Raw genomic sequence first — 13,864 nt, 5'->3', positions numbered from 1 at the left:
CGGATTACTGGCTACGGGTCACATCCGCTGAATATGGAATGTGAAATCCCGTTTTCAAGAAAGCAGAGAGTCGAACAGGCGGATTTAGGCCTGTTTTGCCTGTGGATTGGGCGTCTGGGCCTCAAGTTGTTCAAAACCGGGCGTTCCGTGATCTTCGGGATGGCGCGCCAGATGCCGGGCTTTGATCTGTTCTGAGCTTTCGCGGCTGCCATCATGGCTGTAACCCGGTGGAGCAAAGCAATAGGCCAGACGTTCGCGCAACGTCAGCCCCGGCTGGGTTGCGTCGCGCCAGATACTGACCCATTCGTGAAAGGCCACGCGCAGCGGGTTGAACGTGCCAATATTGTGGACCAGCCCGTAATCGACGCGGTCGTCCTTTTGTTCGGGCACAAACGTGCCAAACAGTTTGTCCCAGATGATGAAAACCCCGGCATAGTTGCAATCCAGATAACGCGCGTTCCGTCCATGATGGGCGCGGTGGTGGCTAGGGGTGTTCATCACCGCCTCGAACCAGCGGGGCATTTTCCCAATCGCCTCGGTGTGAATCCAGAACTGATAGATCAGGTTCAAACCGCCGCAGAACAGCACCATCGCCGGGTGGAAGCCCAGCAGAATCAGCGGCGCACGTACTACCATCATGAAGGTAAACGTATAGGTCCATGTCTGACGCAGCGCCGTGGTCAGATTGTAGTGTTGAGAACTGTGGTGGTTCACGTGACTGGCCCAGACCCAGCGGATGCGGTGACCGAACCGATGCACCCAGTAATAGCGTAAATCATCCAGCACAAAGCACAGGATGATCACCGGAATCGAGGTGCCCAGGTTCAGCGGCGTGATCTGCCACAGCCACATGAAAAAGCCATATGCGATGAACCCAAGCAGCAACCCCGAGGCGATATTTCCCGCCCCCATGATCAGCGAGGTGACGGCATCGCGCGTCTCATACCGTCCGCCCCTGCCTTTGAAAGCGATCCACAGGAACTCGGCCAGAATGGCGGCGATGAAGAACGGCACCGCCCATTGCACGGCGTCGGGAAAGCTCACTTGGTCGGTCATGCGGGGTCCATCAGGTTTTGCCAGTGGGGGCGTTCGAAATCGTCAAGGCGGATCAGGGCTTTGGGCGTGCCGAAGTCATGAAATTGAATTTCGAAACCCTCGGGGTGATCGATCCAGTCGAAATCCAGAAGGTGGCGCGCCACCGTATCGGCACCAAAGGACCACAACAGCCCGTTTCCCGTCTCGGTACGGATCAGGGCGGACCGCTTGTCATGTGCGATTGTTATATCAATTATTACGTCGTCCGGCGCATGGCGCAGCCATTCCGAACGCGCGGTCTGGGGGGTCAGTTCGCGCACGCGTGACCGCCCTGACAGGTGCAGCAGAACGGTGATGCCGACGATGCCTCCGACCACCAGAACCAGAAGTATTTCAAGCGGCATTCTTTCCTCCCGCCCGACAGATTGCAGAGCGGCAATGACGCTGTCAAAGGTAGCGTTACGTCAGCCAGCTTCGAACGTGTCCAGGACTTCGTGCTGCACCACGCGTTCGACAAAGGGCACCAGCCCATCAGGCCCCGAGGCCCTGTCTTTCAGGTGTATGCAGATGTCTGGCCTGCGTGCTGCGATGATGCCGACCATCTCGCCGCGGATCTTGTCATCCAAGCCCGCGCCCATGACCGCACAGACGATCCGGGGTTCGGCATCCAGTTGCCGCCGGACCTCATCCTGATCATGCGCGCCCAGCCATTGGATAGGCATGTGATCCAGACGCCGCGCCACGTCGCCGATTACATTCGGCAAGCGACCGATCAACAGAACCACTGGTTTCATTGTTGCCTCCTTTTCACTGGTAGCAATTAGAAAATCCGGCCCCAAAAGACCATTTCTATTCTAGCACATGTGAATGCAGTGTTTTCTGCCTAGTCGGAAATGGTCATAGGCACGGCCTTACCTTTTCCCTTCTTACGCGTAAAAACTACTTGGTCTCCGTCGATTGCGACTTTCTGACAATCCACAGGAAGTTGCGTGGTCCCGATAAAGAGATTTCGGCAGTAGTACCTTTTGTTCCAGACCCAGGCACCTTTGATTTTACCTTTTTGGGCGGTATCCCCGTAAATCGTGCCGTCTGCCGCGACGATAAACCAATACCTATTGCGCACAAGTTTCTTGCCGATGACAGCATCCATGAATTGCTGCTTCTTTTCGATGTCTTTGGCGTCTGCGGCAGCCGCCGAAATGCACAGGACACTGGCTGCCGCGGCCAAGATGGCAATAGAATTCACAGCTATTCCCCCCAAACTAATAGTTGGCAGAATAACACGATTCGCAATTTTCTTATGTGTTTTGCTTAGCTTTCAGCGCCGACAAGCGTCGCGATAATCGCCTTGGCACTTTCTGAATTCCATTCCGCATCGCCGATTAACCGGGCAATTTCCTGACCCTCAGGATCCAGAATAACGGTGATTGGCAACGCAACAACGCCAAACTCGCGCGCGGCGGCTGAACCGGGGTCCTGATGGCGCGGCAGGTTATTAATGCCGTTTTCCTCGAAGAACTTCTTGATCCCGGCGGGTGAGTTGCGCCCGGTGGCAAGTGTAAGAACCTCAAACTTGTCACCGCCGAACTCTTCTTGCAGCTCGGCAATCTGCGGCATCTCTTTGCGGCAAGGCGCACACCACGTGGCCCAGAAGTTCACCAGAACATACTTGCCGGCATAGTCCTCAAGCGTTCCAACTCCGCCCTCATCTTCCAGCTGGAATTCGATTGCTTTTGCGGGCTTGGGTTCTTTGTGCAGGATCAGGCGTTTCAGTGTTCCATCGCGCAGCGGGCCAAGCGTTTCGGCATCTGTTGCCAAAGCGGCGTTTGCACCCAGCGCAAGGGCCATATAAAGGGGGATCAGACGAAATAGGCGCATATCAACTCCGGGTTTTCTTACATGACCGATCAATCTTCGAACCAGATGTGGGGCGGCCGCTTTGCCGCCGGTCCAGACGCGATCATGGAGGCAATCAATGCCTCGATCGGGTTCGATCAGCGGATGGCAGCCCAGGACATCGCAGGCTCGCGCGCCCATGCCGCCATGTTGGCTGCCACAGGCGTAATAACTGATAGTGATGCGCAGGCAATTCGGGAAGGGCTGCTCACCGTTTTGTCAGAAATTCAGAACGGGGAATTTCAGTTCTCGACCGCGCTGGAAGACATCCACATGAATGTCGAAGCGCGTCTGAAAGAGGTTATTGGCGAGCCTGCAGGTCGTTTGCACACGGGCCGCAGCCGGAATGACCAGGTTGCGACCGATTTCAAACTGTGGGTGCGTGATCAACTGGACGCGGCAGAGAGCGGCCTGCTGGCCCTGATCCGCGCGCTTTTGGCGCAGGCCGAGGCCGGGGCCGATTGGGTCATGCCAGGCTTTACCCATCTGCAAACCGCACAGCCGGTGACGTGGGGCCACCACATGATGGCCTATGTCGAGATGTTTGGCCGTGACCTGAGCCGCGTCCGCGATGCGCGAGCCCGGATGAACGAATCCCCCTTGGGGGCGGCGGCTTTGGCTGGGACGTCTTTTCCCATCGACCGCCAGATGACGGCCGAGGCGCTGGGCTTTGACCGGCCTGCCGCAAACTCGCTGGACGCAGTCAGCGACCGCGATTTCGCGCTTGAGTTCCTGTCGACCGCCTCGATCTGCGCCATGCACCTGTCGCGCTTTGCTGAAGAGCTGGTGATCTGGTCTTCGGCCCAGTTCCGATTTGTCACCCTGTCTGATCGGTTTTCGACTGGTTCGTCGATCATGCCGCAGAAGAAGAATCCGGATGCTGCTGAGTTAATCCGCGCCAAAGTGGGCCGCATTTACGGTGCAAATACCGCATTGATGATGGTGATGAAGGGCCTGCCGCTGGCCTATTCCAAGGACATGCAAGAAGACAAGGAGCAGGTCTTTGATGCCGCCGACAATTGGATGCTGGCGCTGGCTGCGATGGAAGGTATGGTTAAGGACATGACTGCCAACCGCGAGAGCCTTGCGGCGGCAGCGGGCTCGGGGTTCTCGACCGCTACCGACCTCGCCGATTGGCTGGTTCGTGTACTGGGCCTGCCGTTCCGCGACGCCCACCATGTGACCGGATCGCTGGTGGCCATGGCCGAAAGCAAAGGCTGCGACTTGCCTGACCTGACGCTGGAGGACATGCAATCGGTCCACGCAGATATCACCGATGACGTCTATTCTGTCCTTACCGTCCAAAATTCGGTAAACTCGCGCCAGTCTTTTGGCGGCACCGCACCGGATCAGGTGCGGGCCCAGATCAAGCGATGGAAGGCGTTGGTATGATGCAAATTCTCCGTGTTGTCCTGCTGATTGCGGCTGGGTTTGCCCTGGCCGCCTGTGGCGCAGATGGCGAGCCGATCCAACCCACGATGAGCGCCAATGTAGGCGTCGGAAGCAGCGGCACTTATGTTGGTGGTGGTGTTGGCTTTCGGCGCGGTGGATTGGGTGTTTTTCTTGGGGTTTAATCCTCTGAGGTAATTGCATTTTGCCCACGCGGCGCCCATGTTCGCACGTATGATCGGCCTGGTGCCGAATTTCCTGAGCTAAGATGACATCATGAAGATTTTCGGCCTGATCCTGACTATTGCCGTACTTGCGGCTTGCGAGCCTTCGCACAACTCCCGCCCCGAACCCGAGGCGAATTCCGGCAGCTCTGGCGTTTCGATTTCGGGCTATGGTCGGGTTGGCGTTTCTGTCACCAACTGACCGAATACCGCCGGATGTGCAGAATCCATTGATCCGCCGGGCGGTTTTGGTCTAAGCGCGCTGTCATGGATCACTTTCTCTACCGCGACGGCGCGCTTTACGCCGAGGATGTCCCAATCTCCGAAATCGCTGCCGCGGTCGGGACCCCGTTTTACGTCTATTCCACCGCGACTTTACTGCGCCATTTCCAGTTGTTCGATGATGCGCTGGAAGGGACCGAGCATCTTGTATGCTACGCGATGAAAGCCGCCAGCAATCAGGCGATTCTGAAAACGCTGGCGCAGGCGGGCGCGGGGATGGATGTGGTCTCGGGCGGGGAATACCTGCGCGCCAAGGCGGCGGGTGTGCCAGGCGATAAAATCGTGTTCTCAGGCGTTGGCAAAACTGTGGATGAGATCCGCACCGCGCTGACCGGGGGTATCCGTCAGTTCAACGTCGAATCCGAACCCGAGATGGAAGTGATTAACGCTGTAGCGCTGGAATTGGGTGTGGTTGCGCCTATCACTGTGCGGGTTAACCCGGATGTTGATGCCAAAACCCACGCCAAGATCGCTACAGGAAAGTCCGAGAACAAGTTCGGTATTCCCATCGCCCGCGCGTCAGAGGTCTATGCCCACGCCGCGTCCCTGCCCGGGCTTGAGGTGATTGGCATCGACGTCCATATCGGCTCGCAACTGACCGAGCTGGAGCCGTTCGAGCTGGCCTATACCAAAGTCGCCGAGTTGACTGAGCAGCTGCGTGCCGAAGGTCACAATATCCGCCGTCTCGATCTGGGCGGAGGTTTGGGCATTCCCTATACCCGTGCCAATGACGCACCACCGCTGCCCGTAGAATACGGTGCGTTGATCAAGAAAACGCTGGGCCATCTGGATTGCGAGATCGAGATCGAACCTGGTCGTCTGATCGCGGGCAATGCCGGTTTGATGATCAGCAAGGTGATCTATGTGAAATCCGGTGAGGGGCGCGATTTTCTGATCCTCGACGGGGCCATGAACGACCTGATCCGCCCCGCCATGTACGAGGCGCATCACGATATCGTTGCCGTGCAAGAACCGGCGCCGGGCGTTGAACAACAACCCTATGATATTGTCGGTCCGGTCTGTGAGACCGGTGATACCTTCGCCAAACAACGCAACATGCCACCGCTGGCGCCGGGTGATCTGGTGGCCTTTCGCAGCGCCGGAGCCTATGGGGCGGTGATGGCCAGCGAATATAACACGCGCCCCCTGATCCCTGAGGTTCTGGTACATGGGGATCAATTTGCAGTTATTCGTGAACGGCCAAGCTTTGACGAAATCATAAACCGCGATACCATACCTGAGTGGCTTTGACGCGATGACCGCGCGGGCCCGCTCAGGAGGCCTGCCTTGAACGCAAGACATAACCTGCCGATTCCAAGACTTTCCCTGTGGCTGACGCACGCAGGGATGCTGGCCGAGCAGGTTTTGCGTGCATTCTGGCCATTTTTCTCGATTTTCATGGCGATTCTGGCTGCGTTGATGCTGGGGTTGCAGGATCACGTCCGGGTCGAGGTGGTCTGGGCAGTGGGTGTTGTCGCAGTGATTGGCCTGCTGGTGGCGCTGGTCTGGGGTATCAGGCGATTCCATTTGCCCAGACGGGCCGAAGCGCTGATGCGGGTGGATGTGTCACTGCCGGGGCGTCCGATTCAGGCGCTTATGGACGATCAGGCCATTGGGGCGATGGATGCCGATTCAGTCGCGCTGTGGCAGGCGCACCAGACGCGTATGGCGCAACGGGCGGCGCAGGCTGAGCCGGTCAAACCAGATTTGCGGCTGGCTGATCGCGATCCTTATGCGTTGCGTTACTCTGCCTTGCTGGCGCTGGTGATTGCGGTTTTGTTCGGATCGTTCTGGCGCATTGGTTCAGTGGCCGAGATGACGCCGGGCGCGGCCACGGCTGGGCAGGGGCCCAGCTGGGAAGGCTGGGTGGAGCCGCCACGCTATACCGGCTTGCCGACGCTTTACCTGGCGGATCAATCAGACCCGACACTATCTGTTCCACAAGGCAGCCGCATCACCCTGCGTTTTTATGGCGAGGTCGGCGACCATAGCTTGATCGAGACGACATCGCCCCTGGGTGCCGAAGACGCATCTGAGGTGGAACAGGATTTTCTTGCCACCCGTTCAGGCCAGTTGACGATTGATGGTCCGGCAGGGCGGAACTGGGCCGTGAACATCATTGCGGATACGTCGCCGAAGATTGCGATCGCCGACGAGGCCGAGACCGAGGCTGGCGGACGCATGAAACTGCCGTTCACTGCTGTGGACGATTATGGCGTGGTCTCTGGATCAGCCGTGATCGCGCTGGATCTGGCTGAGGTCAGCCGGAGCTATGGTCTGGCCGCTGTACCTGAACCGCGCGAAGTGATCACCGTGGAACTTCCGATGCCGATTACCGGCGACCGGATCGATTTTACCGAAGACCTGATCGAGGATTTCTCGCAGCACCCTTGGGCGCATTTGCCGGTCAAGGTTACATTGACGGCACGGGATGCGGCCGATCAGGAAGGCCACTCTGATCCGTATCAGACCACATTGCCTGCGCGACGTTTCTTTGATCCGCTGGCCGCTGCGGTGATCGAACAGCGGCGTGATTTGCTGTGGGCCAGGGATAACGCGACCCGGGTGTCTCAGATTTTGCGCGCGGTCTCGCATCTGCCCGAAGGGTTCTTTCGATCCGATACCGCGTATCTGCGTCTTCGTGTGACCCTGCGGCGATTGGAAATGTTCGATGACTACGGGCTGACACTGGAACAACAGGAAGAGATCGCCCAGGCCCTATGGGATCTGGCGATCATCATTGAAGACGGAACGCTGGCCGATGCGCTGGAACGGATGCGCCGGGCACAGGAACGCCTGACCGAGGCGATGAAGAACGGCGCCACCGATGAGGAAATCGCTGAGCTGATGCAAGAGCTGCGCGAGGCAACGCAGGATTACATGCGCCAACTGCAGCGTCTGGCACAGGAAAACGGTGAGTTTGACGAAAACCAACAAGGCGAGAATGGCGAATCCCTGCAGATGACGCAGGACGATCTGCAGCGGATGATGGACCGTATTCAGGAACTGATGGAACAGGGCCGCATGGCTGAGGCTCAGCAGGCCCTGGAAGAGTTTCAGCGGATGATGGAAAACATGCGCGTCACTCAGGGCCAGGGGCAGGGCCAGCAATCCGAAGGCCAGCAGGCGATGGAAGGGTTGGCCGAAACCTTGCGCGAACAGCAAGGCCTCAGCGATCAGGCTTTCCGCGATCTGCAGGAACAGTTCAACCCCGGCGCGCAGGCTGGTGAAAGCCAGGGCAACGAAGGCCGCAATGGCGGTCAGGGTCGGGGACAAAGCCACGAAGGTCAGGGTGGTCGCGGCTCGGACCAACAGGGCGACGGCCAGCAAGGGCAAGGATCGCTGGCTGATCGCCAACAGGCTTTGCGCGATGAATTGGGTCGTCAGCAACAGAATTTACCCGGTGCGGGCACGCCCGAGGGCGATGCCGCGCGCGATGCGCTGGGCCGCGCAGGGCGGGCTATGGACGAGGCCGAAAACGCGCTGCGTAATGATGATCTGGCTGATGCAATCGACAACCAGTCCGAGGCGATGGAAGCCTTGCGCGAAGGTATGCGGTCACTGGGTGAAGCCTTGGCCCAGAACCAGCAGAACCAACCGGGTCAGGGATCGCAAGAAGGTGATATGCAGGCCAACAGCCGTGATCCGCTGGGCCGCAACCCGGGTTCGAATGGCTCGATCTCAACCGATGACAGCCTGTTGCAGGGCGAGGATGTCTATCGTCGCGCCCGCGAATTGCTGGACGAAATCCGTCGCCGCACCGGTGAATCGGATCGTCCTCAGATCGAGTTGGAATACCTCAAGCGGCTGTTAGAGCGGTTCTAGGTCCGTCTTTCAATCAGGTCAGTTCTGTGCTGTCCCCGAAGTCTGTGCTTCGAGCCACAGACGTGCCTGATCCACCAGCGACACATATGGAGTCAGGATCGGTTCGGCCTGCGGCACAGCCTCGCTGATTTTTTGGGCGTTGCCATAGACCAGCAACAGAATGATGCCAACAATCAGGATCAATGCAAATCCGCGCACAAATCCGCCAGATTTACGCGGCGCGGGCTCGTCTTCTGCGCCCATGATGTCGTCGCTGCGCAAGCTGGAATTGATCGCCTCGACATCGGGCAGGTCATCTTTCTGGCCCGCGTCTTCTGCGGTTTCCGTGGCCGTCAGTTCCTTGATGGCGTGTTCGGGGTCAGGTTCCGGAGGAGTGTCCAGTGCCAAATCGGGCTGAGTTTCTATGCTGCCGCCTTCCTGGGCACGCAGCTCAGCCTCTCGGGCGGCTTCCTCTTGCAGGATGCCGGCAACAGCAGGGTCGATATTTCCGGTTGTTTCTGGTTTTTCCGGCTCGGGGGCTGCTTCAGGTTCTGGTGCGAGTGTTGTTTCGGGTTCCGTCGCAGGTTCAGATCTAGGCTCAGCCTGCGGTTCCGCGGCAAACGCTTCATCCACCGGTGTGGGGGTCGGGTCTGTCGCGGCTTCCTCGGCTGCAGGCTCTTCTGAAATGGGCGAGACCGCTGCGGGCGCGGGTTGGTCCGGGTATTTGGCCTGGAACCAGGTGTTCTCGCAATTTGAACACTGAACGTCGCGGCCCTCTTCCGGGATGACTTCGTCTGGCACCTCATATTGGGCACCGCAATTCGGACACGTAAGACGCATGCTGCCTCCTGGTCGGGACCTCGACCTGATAATAGTTTTTTTAGGGATGTTATTCCGTTAAGACCTGACCGCAAAGGGTGTTTTCGGTTTGGCAGCATAAATGTCACCAATTCGCCCCGGTGCAGGCATTGAAACCACAACCACGCTCGGGCAAGAAGAGCAGCAATTAGAACGGGGGCCCCTGTGATCGAGCTGGAAAATGTCAGCTACACCTATGGTGGAGGTGAATTGCTGAGCAACGTGTCCCTGCGACTGCAGCCGGGTTCGTTCCACTTTCTGACCGGCCCTTCGGGCGCGGGCAAGACCACTTTGCTTAAACTGTGCTACGGTGCATTGCTGCCCACGTCCGGACGGTTGAGCGCGTTTGAACAGGACGTGGCCCAGTTGGATCGCGATCAGATGGCCCTGCTGCGCCGCCGGGTTGGCGTTGTGCATCAGGATTGCCGGTTTCTGGATCATATGACGGTGGTCGAAAATGTCTCGCTGCCGCTGATGGTGTCGGGGCGTTCGGAATCTGCATTGCGGGATGATCTGACTGAATTGCTGAACTGGGTGGGTCTTGGCACCCGGCTGGGCGCGCTTCCGCCCGAACTGTCGGGTGGTGAACGTCAGCGCGCGGCGCTGGCTCGGGCGGTGATCCTGTCGCCCGATGTTGTTCTGGCAGATGAGCCCACTGGCAATGTGGACTGGGAGATGTCGCAACGCTTGCTGCGCCTGTTGGTCGAGCTGAACAAGATGGGCAAAACCGTGCTGATCGCCACCCATGATCTGAGCCTGATCCGCGCCGCTAAAAGCCAGGTACAGGCACGCGTGCTGCGTATTTCGCAACGGCAGGTCCAACTTGCGGGGGCAGACCTATGAGCAAGGGGATGATCCGAAACTTGCTGAAACGGGATGCGCGGGCCGATCGGGTGGTGCCCCCCACCGGTTACACCGCACATTTGACCTTGTTCGTATCGGGCGCGATGGCTTTTCTGACCGTGTTTGCGCTGGCCCTGTCGCTGGCGTCCGGGCGATTGGCCGACCGTTGGGCAACCGAACTGGCCGGGGCGGCCACCTTGCGGATCAATGCCCCCGCCGACCAGCTGGCCGCCCAGACCGAGGCTGCGTTGACCGTGCTGGCCCAAACCCCCGGCGTCGCATCGGCCCGGGCGCTGACGACCGAGGAGCAGGCCGCGCTGTTGTCGCCATGGTTTGGTTCTGACCTGCCGCTGGACACATTGCCCGTTCCGCAACTGATCGAGATCATCGAAGGCGATCCGGGTCTGGATGCAACCGGACTGCGGTTGCGGTTGGGGGCCGAGGTGCCGGGCGCTGTGCTGGACGACCACACCCGCTGGCGCGAACCTCTGGTCGATGCGGCCATGTCACTGCGCCGGCTCGGTTGGGTCTCGATCCTGCTGATCGGTGGCGCGACCGCAGCCATGATTACGCTTGCGGCTAATGCCTCGCTTGCGGCCAACGCGCAGATCATTGAGGTGCTGCGTCTGGTTGGTGCCAGGGATCGCTTTATCGCCCGCGCCTTTGTCCGGCGCTTTACCTACCGGGCATTCTTTGGCGCGGTTGTCGGGGTATTGCTGGGTATGACCGGGGTGCTTTTGCTGCCCGAAGCCTCGGACGAGGGCGGGTTTTTGACCGGTCTGGGCTTTCAGGGGGCAGGCTGGTTGCTGCCTGCACTGATCCCTGTGTTGGGCGCAACTGTTGCCTTCCTGGCCACGTGGACCGCCGCCAGCCGCAAATTGAAGGAGCTTTCGTGATGGCCACAGCGTTTCAATGGGTGCGCTCTTTGATCTTCATGATCGTGATCTATGTCTGGATGCTGATCCTGGGCATCGTGTTTGCCCCCTTTGCCCTGTTCAACAAGCGTGGTGCGTTGCGGGCGTGTAAGACCTATGCCCGCACAACCCTGTGGCTGGCGCGCTGGATGGTTGGCATTCGATCCGAAGTACGCGGCAAAGTGCCGGTGGACGAGGTGGTGATTGGCGCCAAGCACCAGTCCTTTCTCGACATCATCATAATTTTCGACGCCATCCCCCACGGCAAATTCATCATGAAGAAAGAGCTGCTGTGGACCCCAGTCATCGGCATGTATGCGCGGCGTCTCGGTTGTATCCCAGTCGATCGCGGTAAAAAAGGCGCTGCCGTTGCCAAGATGGTCAAAGACGTCGCCAAAGAATTCACTGAGCCCGGTCAATTGGTGATCTACCCGCAGGGCACACGCGTTGCGCCAGGGGTGCAGAAACCTTACAAAGTGGGCACAGCGGTTCTGTATGAGGGGTTGGGATTTCCCTGTGTCCCGGTGGCGACAAATGCCGGAGTTTTCTGGCCGCGCACAGGTGTTCTGCGCAAACCGGGTTTGGCGATTGTGGACTTTCTTGATCCGATCGAGCCGGGGGTTGCGCGCAATTCGTTTCTTGGTCGATTGGAAGACGTGATTGAGACGCGATCCAATGCATTGATGAAAGAAGTGGGGTTTGATCCGGATGGAGTTCATTAAGGACATCAAATCGCTCGAAGAGATCTACAACAGACCGCCCGGCGCGGCCTCTTTTCGAAAAGTGGTACACAGCCTGACGCCACTTTATCGCAAATGGATCATGAGCTCGCGGCTTTGTATCCTCAGTACCGTGGGTCCCGAAGGTGTGGATGGCAGCCCCCGCGGAGATGATGGCCCGGCGGTGTTAGAGCTTAATCCAAATACGCTGGCCCTTCCGGACTGGCGCGGCAATAATCGATTGGATTCCCTGCGCAATATTGTACGTGATCCGCGTGTGGCCTTGATGTTTATGGTATCGGGTTCAAACAACGTGGTGCGTGTGAATGGAACGGCCCGACTGACTGCGGATGCAGACCTGCGCGCCCGGTTTGAGAAACACGGCAAACAGCCAGCCACGGTCATCGTTATCGAAATCACCGAGATCTACACGCAATGCGCCCGTGCCTTGATGCGCGCTGAAATTTGGACCTCGGGTGACAATTCCGCCGAGTTGCCCAGTATTGGTGAGATTCTGGCCGAGGCAAGTCAGGGTGAGGAGGGCGGTGAACGCTATGATGCAGAATGGGGTGCCCGCGCCGCAAAGACGATGTGGTGAAAACGCCCACTATATTGCCGCCGCGCCTAATTTGGCGACTTTGGTAACCCAGCGTTCTACACTGCCGGGCTTTGGGTAGCTGGCACCTGAAAAATATGTGAAACGCGTCGGTTTGAAGCCGACAAAACCCAAAATTTGATCACGGACTTGCCGGATGAGTGCTTGTCGATAAATCAACCGCATGAACCAGCCTGGTGTGTCTGACGTCAGGATAACGCGCGCTGTGCGCCCGGTAAGCATTGGCGCTGGGAAGCCAATCTTGGTCGTTTTCCTTGTATCGAACGTTCGTCCCGGGATGAACATCCGGTCAATCAGACCCTTTAGCTTCGCGGGGAGTCCTCCCCACCACATCGGTGTTGTCAGGACAAGATGTTCGCTCCATTCGATATCCTGAAGCACTTGTTCCAGTTCAGGCTCCAGCGGCTTAAAGTCGTGGTAGTTGCCCTGCCCAAAGTCATGATCGAATTGTAAATCGCTTAGGTGAGTAACGCGAACAACGTGCCCGTGTTTTTGGGCGGCTTCACTGTAGGTTTGAGCGAAGGTTCGAGACAAACTGCTTTCGGCAGGGTGCCCGTTGAGGATGAGGATTCTCTTTTGTGGCATCGGGAAACTCCAAAGTTGACCATGGTCAGTTTATAGAGGCAAAAACTGACCATGGTCAATAAAAATTTGACCATGGTCAAAAACCATGCAACTTAGACCCATGCAAAAGACGATTCAAAAACGCACGCTGAAAACCCGAGCGCGCCTGATCGCGGCGTCAGAGGAGGTTATTCAACGGTGCGGCTACGAAGCATTGAGGGTAGAAGAGGTTGTTCAGGCCGCTGGTGTAGCCAAAGGGACATTCTTTGCGCATTTCCGTGACAAAGATGCGCTTATGGAAATTTTGATGGCAGCAAAATTGAATACTTGCCTGGATCAGACCGAAGCGGGAAGACCACCCAAAACGGTATCGGAAATCATCGCTGCCCTTGAGCCGGTCCATAGCTTCATGACCTCCGAGAGGTATGTTTTTGACCTGCTGATCAGGTACTCAGGCGCGACGGCAATTTCAGAAATTGGCCCAATAGCATATTGTTTTGAAAGATATTTCCGCGTTGTGATGATGTGGCTTGACGATGCACAAGTCCGAACGGATGTTTCAACAGACCTTCTAGCCGAAGGTGTACAAGCCTTTGCGATTCAGGCCATGTCCCTGAAGTTTTGCGCTTTGCACTCTGCGCAGACATTCACTGGCAGGCTGGAAGTCTATCTTGATGCGTGGCTGACCCCGGCAACCTAATCGCCGCCGAGGTCAGTTTG

17 protein-coding genes are annotated in these 13,864 nt (G+C 58.0%); 10 read left to right on the top strand and 7 right to left on the bottom strand.

Annotated features, from left to right (window positions below; all coding sequences use genetic code 11):
* Positions 1-84 precede the first annotated feature (84 nt).
* The 5 genes from ACR0JB_RS12230 to ACR0JB_RS12210 form a co-directional block, all read right to left on the bottom strand.
* Positions 85-1,056 (bottom strand): sterol desaturase family protein, encoded by a 972-nt coding sequence (locus ACR0JB_RS12230; RefSeq protein WP_170397138.1) that lies wholly within the window; start codon positions 1,054-1,056, stop codon positions 85-87.
* Positions 1,053-1,439 carry a hypothetical protein gene (locus ACR0JB_RS12225; RefSeq protein ID WP_170350652.1) on the bottom strand — a complete coding sequence of 129 codons (387 nt, stop codon included), beginning with the start codon at positions 1,437-1,439 and terminating at the stop codon, positions 1,053-1,055. Before ACR0JB_RS12225 ends, ACR0JB_RS12230 begins: the two co-directional genes overlap by 4 nt.
* 60 nt (positions 1,440-1,499) lie before the next feature.
* Entirely contained in the window at positions 1,500-1,829 is a 330-nt protein-coding gene (locus tag ACR0JB_RS12220) for a hypothetical protein (protein ID WP_170350651.1), read from the bottom strand.
* Between the two features lie 89 nt (positions 1,830-1,918).
* Positions 1,919-2,281, bottom strand: coding sequence for a hypothetical protein (locus ACR0JB_RS12215; protein WP_170397140.1), 363 nt, complete (start codon positions 2,279-2,281; stop codon positions 1,919-1,921).
* A gap of 65 nt (positions 2,282-2,346) precedes the next feature.
* Entirely contained in the window at positions 2,347-2,913 is a 567-nt protein-coding gene (locus tag ACR0JB_RS12210; protein WP_170350648.1) for a TlpA disulfide reductase family protein, read from the bottom strand.
* 21 nt (positions 2,914-2,934) lie between these two features.
* Here ACR0JB_RS12210 and argH point away from each other — a divergent pair, with 21 nt between their 5' ends.
* The 5 genes from argH (at position 2,935) to ACR0JB_RS12185 (ending at position 8,651) form a co-directional block, all read left to right on the top strand.
* A complete protein-coding gene (gene argH, locus ACR0JB_RS12205; RefSeq protein ID WP_170397145.1) occupies positions 2,935-4,323 on the top strand; it encodes an argininosuccinate lyase in 1,389 nt (462 codons plus the stop codon).
* Positions 4,320-4,505 (top strand): argininosuccinate lyase, encoded by a 186-nt coding sequence (locus ACR0JB_RS12200; protein WP_413247489.1) that lies wholly within the window; start codon positions 4,320-4,322, stop codon positions 4,503-4,505. Before argH ends, ACR0JB_RS12200 begins: the two co-directional genes overlap by 4 nt.
* Positions 4,506-4,596: 91 nt before the next feature.
* Positions 4,597-4,746: a hypothetical protein gene (locus tag ACR0JB_RS12195; RefSeq protein ID WP_170350645.1), complete on the top strand. Its 150-nt coding sequence runs from the start codon at positions 4,597-4,599 to the stop codon at positions 4,744-4,746.
* 65 nt (positions 4,747-4,811) lie between these two features.
* Positions 4,812-6,077: a diaminopimelate decarboxylase gene (gene lysA / locus ACR0JB_RS12190; protein ID WP_170350644.1), complete on the top strand. Its 1,266-nt coding sequence runs from the start codon at positions 4,812-4,814 to the stop codon at positions 6,075-6,077.
* A 36-nt stretch (positions 6,078-6,113) separates the two neighbouring features.
* Positions 6,114-8,651, top strand: coding sequence for a TIGR02302 family protein (locus ACR0JB_RS12185; protein ID WP_367648187.1), 2,538 nt, complete (start codon positions 6,114-6,116; stop codon positions 8,649-8,651).
* Positions 8,652-8,669: 18 nt separating this feature from the next.
* Here the strand turns inward: ACR0JB_RS12185 and ACR0JB_RS12180 are convergent, their stop codons facing one another.
* Complete coding sequence (locus ACR0JB_RS12180; RefSeq protein ID WP_170397147.1) at positions 8,670-9,470, bottom strand: zinc-ribbon domain-containing protein; 801 nt, start codon at positions 9,468-9,470, stop codon at positions 8,670-8,672.
* Positions 9,471-9,653: 183 nt separating this feature from the next.
* Between ACR0JB_RS12180 and ACR0JB_RS12175 the strand changes: the two genes are divergently transcribed.
* From ACR0JB_RS12175 to ACR0JB_RS12160, 4 genes are read left to right on the top strand one after another with little or no spacing between them, the layout of a single operon-like run.
* On the top strand, positions 9,654-10,331 hold the full coding sequence (locus ACR0JB_RS12175; protein ID WP_170397149.1) for a cell division ATP-binding protein FtsE: 678 nt from the start codon (positions 9,654-9,656) through the stop codon (positions 10,329-10,331).
* Complete coding sequence (locus ACR0JB_RS12170; RefSeq protein WP_170361370.1) at positions 10,328-11,227, top strand: cell division protein FtsX; 900 nt, start codon at positions 10,328-10,330, stop codon at positions 11,225-11,227. Before ACR0JB_RS12175 ends, ACR0JB_RS12170 begins: the two co-directional genes overlap by 4 nt.
* Positions 11,227-11,967, top strand: coding sequence for a lysophospholipid acyltransferase family protein (locus tag ACR0JB_RS12165; RefSeq protein ID WP_170397151.1), 741 nt, complete (start codon positions 11,227-11,229; stop codon positions 11,965-11,967). The genes ACR0JB_RS12170 and ACR0JB_RS12165 overlap by 1 nt, the downstream gene beginning before the upstream one ends.
* Positions 11,954-12,562: a pyridoxamine 5'-phosphate oxidase family protein gene (locus ACR0JB_RS12160; protein ID WP_480644623.1), complete on the top strand. Its 609-nt coding sequence runs from the start codon at positions 11,954-11,956 to the stop codon at positions 12,560-12,562. The genes ACR0JB_RS12165 and ACR0JB_RS12160 overlap by 14 nt, the downstream gene beginning before the upstream one ends.
* 9 nt (positions 12,563-12,571) lie before the next feature.
* On the opposite strand, the gene ACR0JB_RS12155 is transcribed toward ACR0JB_RS12160, so the two are convergent.
* A complete protein-coding gene (locus tag ACR0JB_RS12155) occupies positions 12,572-13,165 on the bottom strand; it encodes an NAD(P)H-dependent oxidoreductase (RefSeq protein ID WP_170506901.1) in 594 nt (197 codons plus the stop codon).
* A gap of 85 nt (positions 13,166-13,250) precedes the next feature.
* On the opposite strand from ACR0JB_RS12155, the gene ACR0JB_RS12150 reads away from it, so the two are divergent.
* On the top strand, positions 13,251-13,844 hold the full coding sequence (locus tag ACR0JB_RS12150) for a TetR/AcrR family transcriptional regulator (RefSeq protein WP_254440530.1): 594 nt from the start codon (positions 13,251-13,253) through the stop codon (positions 13,842-13,844).
* Positions 13,845-13,864: the final 20 nt, after the last annotated feature.

It is taken from the genome of Ruegeria sp. BI7, assembly GCF_056537925.1.
Note: the sequence above shows the minus strand (reverse complement) of the source record. Positions and strands in the feature narration are given on the sequence as shown.

Excerpts from the sequence above, each read along its gene's own strand:
- ACR0JB_RS12230 (WP_170397138.1), bottom strand. The coding sequence starts at position 1,056 with ATGACCGACCAAGTGAGCTTTCCCGACGCCGTGCAATGGGCGGTGCCG.
- ACR0JB_RS12225 (WP_170350652.1), bottom strand. The coding sequence starts at position 1,439 with ATGCCGCTTGAAATACTTCTGGTTCTGGTGGTCGGAGGCATCGTCGGC.
- ACR0JB_RS12220 (WP_170350651.1), bottom strand. The coding sequence starts at position 1,829 with ATGAAACCAGTGGTTCTGTTGATCGGTCGCTTGCCGAATGTAATCGGC.
- ACR0JB_RS12210 (WP_170350648.1), bottom strand. The coding sequence starts at position 2,913 with ATGCGCCTATTTCGTCTGATCCCCCTTTATATGGCCCTTGCGCTGGGT.
- argH (WP_170397145.1), top strand. The coding sequence starts at position 2,935 with ATGACCGATCAATCTTCGAACCAGATGTGGGGCGGCCGCTTTGCCGCC.
- ACR0JB_RS12200 (WP_413247489.1), top strand. The coding sequence starts at position 4,320 with ATGATGCAAATTCTCCGTGTTGTCCTGCTGATTGCGGCTGGGTTTGCC.
- ACR0JB_RS12195 (WP_170350645.1), top strand. The coding sequence starts at position 4,597 with ATGAAGATTTTCGGCCTGATCCTGACTATTGCCGTACTTGCGGCTTGC.
- lysA (WP_170350644.1), top strand. The coding sequence starts at position 4,812 with ATGGATCACTTTCTCTACCGCGACGGCGCGCTTTACGCCGAGGATGTC.
- ACR0JB_RS12180 (WP_170397147.1), bottom strand. The coding sequence starts at position 9,470 with ATGCGTCTTACGTGTCCGAATTGCGGTGCCCAATATGAGGTGCCAGAC.
- ACR0JB_RS12170 (WP_170361370.1), top strand. The coding sequence starts at position 10,328 with ATGAGCAAGGGGATGATCCGAAACTTGCTGAAACGGGATGCGCGGGCC.
- ACR0JB_RS12165 (WP_170397151.1), top strand. The coding sequence starts at position 11,227 with ATGGCCACAGCGTTTCAATGGGTGCGCTCTTTGATCTTCATGATCGTG.
- ACR0JB_RS12160 (WP_480644623.1), top strand. The coding sequence starts at position 11,954 with ATGGAGTTCATTAAGGACATCAAATCGCTCGAAGAGATCTACAACAGA.
- ACR0JB_RS12155 (WP_170506901.1), bottom strand. The coding sequence starts at position 13,165 with ATGCCACAAAAGAGAATCCTCATCCTCAACGGGCACCCTGCCGAAAGC.
- ACR0JB_RS12150 (WP_254440530.1), top strand. The coding sequence starts at position 13,251 with ATGCAACTTAGACCCATGCAAAAGACGATTCAAAAACGCACGCTGAAA.